This window comes from Nostoc sp. NOS(2021) (assembly GCF_017115025.1).
In the GTDB taxonomy this organism is placed as follows: domain Bacteria; phylum Cyanobacteriota; class Cyanobacteriia; order Cyanobacteriales; family Nostocaceae; genus Nostoc.
The window spans coordinates 1-5,396 of the sequence record NZ_JABXKM010000228.1 but is presented as its reverse complement, the minus strand read 5'-3'; the positions used below and the strand labels follow the sequence as shown (position 1 = coordinate 5,396).

At 44.8% G+C, this 5,396-nt stretch carries 4 protein-coding genes; 1 reads left to right on the top strand and 3 read right to left on the bottom strand.

What is annotated here, in order from left to right; genetic code table 11:
* Positions 1 to 158: 158 nt before the first annotated feature.
* Complete coding sequence (locus tag HWQ41_RS24410; RefSeq protein ID WP_292768734.1) at positions 159 to 629, bottom strand: DUF29 domain-containing protein; 471 nt, start codon at positions 627 to 629, stop codon at positions 159 to 161.
* 137 nt (positions 630 to 766) lie between these two features.
* Here HWQ41_RS24410 and HWQ41_RS24405 point away from each other — a divergent pair, with 137 nt between their 5' ends.
* Positions 767 to 1,066, top strand: a complete 300-nt coding sequence (locus tag HWQ41_RS24405) for a 30S ribosomal protein PSRP-3 (protein ID WP_012410744.1) — start codon at positions 767 to 769, stop codon at positions 1,064 to 1,066.
* Positions 1,067 to 1,088: 22 nt separating this feature from the next.
* On the opposite strand, the gene HWQ41_RS24400 is transcribed toward HWQ41_RS24405, so the two are convergent.
* Positions 1,089 to 2,867 (bottom strand): serine/threonine-protein kinase, encoded by a 1,779-nt coding sequence (locus HWQ41_RS24400; RefSeq protein WP_292768732.1) that lies wholly within the window; start codon positions 2,865 to 2,867, stop codon positions 1,089 to 1,091.
* 178 nt (positions 2,868 to 3,045) lie between these two features.
* Entirely contained in the window at positions 3,046 to 5,151 is a 2,106-nt protein-coding gene (locus HWQ41_RS24395; protein WP_292768729.1) for a flotillin family protein, read from the bottom strand.
* Positions 5,152 to 5,396 lie beyond the last annotated feature (245 nt).

Sequence of the window (5,396 nt, the reverse complement as noted above, 5' to 3'; positions counted from 1 at the left end):
GGCTTATTTTAAGTAAGTTGTAGTTTTGTTGAGAAAGATCCGGGTAATGGATAGCCGAAGCGGAGAGAGGCTTTGATTTTTGCTCCCCAACGCTAGTAGGGAAGGGGTTGGGGGTTAGGTTTGAGATCAAGTCGCACATGGCGTTAGATCAGGTGAGATTATGACTCCGGTAAAAAATCAGGGTTGAGGGCTTGCTCTGGCGTGAAAGGGGACTGTTCTGGGAAGATAGCCAGATGCAATTCAGTTTCATCAGCAGCCAAGAGTCTAGCATCGTCATAACACAGCCCAAAAACCTCATAAAAATAGGGTTTGAGGCTAGGACTTTCTTCTAGAGCCTGTCTGAGGCGTTTGCGATGCTCCCGAATTGTGGCTCGCCAGCTACCAGAGCGCTTCTCGGCTTGATATTTATACTTCAATAGATGCATTAGCACCACTTCCAAATTGCTTCTGAGCGCTTTCTTTTCACTCCTGCCCATCGTTTCAATTTCATCAATCAAATTCTCTAAATCCAGTTCTGTGAGCCGACCTTGTTTGAGCAGTTCTGCCGTGGTTTGAATCCACAGGTAAAAATCTTGCTCATGCAAAGAAGAACCAGATGTGGTTTGAGATTGGGGCAGTTGGGCAGTCATAAGCATCTGTAGTTAGCGCCGACTACACCTTATCCTAGCCCAATCCAATTACTGTTTGGTCATTTGATAAGGTATTGCGTTAAAATAAGCGATCGCTATCCTAGTTAAGTAATGCCCGGAAATTCCCGGAGGTGTGATTGACCAAGTTTATTTTGAAAATTCTGTGGTTAGACGAAAACGTTGCTCTAGCAGTCGATCAAATTGTCGGCAAAGGCACCAGTCCTTTGACTAAGTACTTTTTCTGGCCTAGAAATGATGCCTGGGAAGAGTTAAAAAAGGAACTAGAATCCAAACATTGGATTACTGACCTAGATCGTGTCGAGTTGCTTAACAAAGCAACAGAAGTGATTAACTACTGGCAAGAGGAAGGCAGAAACCGTCCAATGGCAGAAGCTCAGTTGAAATTTCCAGAAGTTGCCTTCACAGGTAGCGCCTGATATTACAAAATTAGCTATTGTGCTATTCTACAAGCTGCCACAGTTTGATAGTCTTGTCTCGGCTGCCACTTGCAATTAATTGTGTAACTTTGCTCACAGCAACAGCAGATACTGAGTCTACATGACCAGAGAGAGTAACAATCTCTTCTGCTGTGCTTACCCTCCAAAGTTTAACTGTTTTGTCGCAACTTGCACTTAGGAGCGTTTCGCCATCGGCAGTAAAAGCCACAGCCACCACAGACCAAGAATGGCCTACTAGTGTGCAAATTAGCTGACCAGTGTTTACCTCCCACAATTTAATAGTGTTGTCATCACTACCCGTCGCCAAAATTTGACCATCGGGACTAAAAGCGACTGTCAAAACCGCCCATGCATGACCCGAAAGGGTGCTTAACAAGCTATAGCATGGGCGGTTTTGAAGTTCTCTCTGGGAACTTTCTAATGCAGATATCTGCCACAAGCGAATTGTTCGGTCATAACTAGCGCTGGCTAAAAGCTGTCCTTGGGGACTAAATGCTACTGAATTGACCTGTAATTGGTGTCCCGTCATCGTGCAAATTTCTGTGCCTGTATTGACATCCCAGAGTTTGATTGTCTTATCCCAGCTACCACTAACGAGAATTTGCCCATCTGGACTGAAAGCAACTGATTTTACAGCGTGTGAGTGTCCCAATAGAGTGCAGATTTCCTCTAATGTCTCAACCCGCCACAATTTGATAGTTTTATCGTCGCTAGCAGTTGCCAGAATTTGACCATCTGGACTGAAGGCGACTGATTTTACAGCTTGGGAATGTCCTGATAAGCTAGCTAGGACTTTTTGGGTATTTAAATCCCAGAATTTCACAATTTTATCATCACTAGCACTAGCTAAGGTGTAACCGTCGGGACTGATGGCAAGGGCATTCACACTACTCAATGTCCCAGAATGCCCAGTTAGAGTATGCAAGCATCGCCAAGGAGGATTTGGTAATTTCAAATTTTGGATTTTACATTCCATACCCATTGCTTGCATAACTTCATCAGCCGATTGAAAGCGACGGTTAACAGCATTTTGCAGCAGTTTGTCGAGGATTGGTGCCAAGCGTAGACACCTTGCGTCTTGTTGCCAGACATCGCTAACCTTAGTAGTAAGATATTGTTGCCAAACCCAACAATCGTTAGCAATATCAAATAAATCAAAGGGGGGAATTTGGGTAAGTAAGTAAATACAAGTTACACCCAAGCTATATAAGTCACTAGCAAAAACCGCTTTTCCCCTCGCTTGTTCTGGTGCAGCATATTCTGGACTGCCGATACTGGTTTCAGATGTTAGCCGATCAATTTCTGTGACGATTTTTGCAGTGGTAAAATCGACTATGACGAAATCCCCCTTCTTGGTAATTGGGGATCTACGGATGATATTCTGGGGTTTAATATCGCGGTGGATGATGTGGCGATCGCTAATAAACTGAAAAACTGGCAACACATCTTCTAAAAGTTGCCAAATCTGAGTTTCATTAAAAGCACCTTCCTCTTCAACCACCTGAGCTAAATTAGTGCCTGCAATAAACTCTTGCACTAAATAAAAATGCCCGTTCTGTTGAAAATAAGCCAACAAAGCGGGAATTTGCGGATGCTTTCCTAATTCTTCTAGCTGTTGCGCCTTTTGATCAAAAGTAATAGAAGTTTCGTATTCCAGCGATAATTCTTGAACGACACAAGGAACTGGCGGAAACTGACCCTCATCTACAGCGAGGAAGGTTTTACAGAATCTCCCTTGACCAATCCGTTTCACTAAACGATAACGTTCTTGTAACAGCAAAATTTTTTTGCCTACAGGGCATCCACAATAAAATATATAGCAATGCTAAATGAGTTATGAACAAAAAGATCCCCGACTTCTTCAAGAATAGGATTTACGCAAAACTACACGCGCTCAGGGGCAATTCATAAATTGCCCCTACCTAAAAATCCTATAGCTGATTCATCTGTTGCTAATGTTACTTATCCGCCGGAAAATTCACAACTATAGGTGGAAAACCGTTATCTGAGGTTGGTTGTGCTTTGGTAACTACTGGTTGTGGATGCAAAGGCATTGGTGTCAATTCACCCTTACCAGTTTGATTCCATAAAATCATCGATAGTAGCCCATCCACTAAGCCGTTATTGCTGCCGTTGCTGCCAACTAAGACATCTGGAATCAAGCGGACATTGCGATCGCCGATAATCTGCATTAGTTGCATTGCTGTATAACCTTGTGGCCCCAAAGCTTCCACACCAGTCCGGTAGGTTTCAGCTTTGGCGTTACCTGTGGCCCGAATACCTTCAGCCTCAGCAATTGCTCGGAGTTTTGTACCCTCAGCTTCACCGTTCGCCTGCTTGATTTGGGCTTGGGCTTTTAGGTCAGCAATATGCACACTCTGCTCCGATTTCACCATTTCTTGCTGGATATCAGCCAGTGCCGTTTCTCGAACAAGTTGCTGCCGTTGGGTTTGCGCCATCTGCTGGACTTCGTAAGTCTTGCGTTCTTCTTCAGCAATTTTCCGGTCTGTCTGTGTCTGCATCAGTGATGCTGGTGGCAGAATATCACCAATGAGGGTGTCGATCGCTTGCACGTCATAAGCCCGCAGTGCTGTTTTAATATACTCAGATGCCTCAGTTTGTCGCTCACTCCGAGCAGTCAGAAAGTCTAGTACAGTACAGTTTTGGGCTGAGTTGCGGAAATAATTACCGATAGTCGGTTCTAATACATGGTCTACTAAATTTTGCATTGCACCGACGCGAGAAATTACCTTCGGGGCATCTAATGCACCCACATGGATAATTTGTGCTACTTCCAAATCAAAGGCAAACCCATCTCGCGATCGCACTGTCAAAGAAGCTAGTTGAGCATCATAGCTGTGGCGTTCGGTACGACCTGACCAATTTAAGACAATGTTAGTCGTTGGCACCAGTTCCATCTTCATGATCCGAGAATTAATCGGGTGCTTACCAGGATATAGCGGTTCGACCCACACACCTTTATGTCCCTGATTAACCAAGTTACCGTGGGTGAAAGCTGCACCACTGACATCTTGATGCGCCTTACCCACGAAAGAAATCACCACACCCACATACCCAATGGGAATTTCCGTCATCGGCACTTGCTCAACCTGAACAAACCAAGGATTCAAATTCCAAGAACCAGAAAGCAAAGTCTGCTCTTGTAAACCTCGCCGCCCACCACCATCAATAAATTTCTGACCATTTTGGAAGTTATTGTGTTCGTCAATTATCGGGCCTGCGAGTTCACCAGCAGAAATTGGGACACCATCTAAGGTGGTGACGATGCCAACTTTGTCAGATGCCAGACTGTACACCCGCAACTGTTCTGGAGTCATGCCATGAGCGCTGGCATTTGCTGCCATGATGACTTTAAACAGGGCAGTATTCATCCGGTACGTACCTGCCGTGAGAAAACCCATTTGCCGCCCTTTTTCCCCGCCTTGGGTGAGGAATTTCCGAGCATCTTGGAAGTTGTCACAACTTACAATTTTACCCAAAATCCGCTCTGGTGGGTTGGAGGCTCCATCTGCCGCCACAATCAAAGCGATTTCCCCTTGGGGAACGACAATTACCGACTCTTTCTTTACAGAATACTGCCAAGGCCAATAGCCCCAGTGCCAACCAGGAGCCAAAGTATCTGCCTGCAAGCCAGCCTCCCCGTTGAGGGCAATCAAACTGCCGGCGGGGAGTCCATGCCCGGAAAGGGTAAATTTCCTCACCACAATCCCAACTTCACGTTCGCCAATCACCACCAGTCCGCCAAAGAACAGGGGGACAAATATGACTAAACCGCCAACAAGGACGATGGGAACCAGTACAAAACCATCAATTCCAGCAGCTTGATATTGAGTCCTGCTAGTTTGTAACTGGGTAATATTTGGTTTGGTCTGATTTAGCTGGACAGTGGCGGAAGTGATTTCTTTTGCAGTAGTTGTGTTTACAGAAGCAGCATTGGCAGAATGAATACTACCAGCGATCGCTAACGTTGCTATGACAGATGCTGCAAAACGAGCTACCTTATTTTGTTTACGCGTACCAAGGGAAAATGAAAAGTTTTTCATAATTTGTGCCCAAATGGGCAACTAATTAGTTAAGTTAACACTTCACCAAGGCTTGCCTCGATTTCTTAAACTTGGCGTAATTTTTTTGAAAAATTAATAAATAACGCTATGTGCTACTTTCTCTCAAACCTAACCCCCAACCCCTTCCCTACTAGCGTTGGGGAGCAAAAATCAAAGCCTCTCTCCGCTTCGGCTATCCATTACCCGGATCTTTCTCAACAAAACTACAACTTACTTAAAATAAG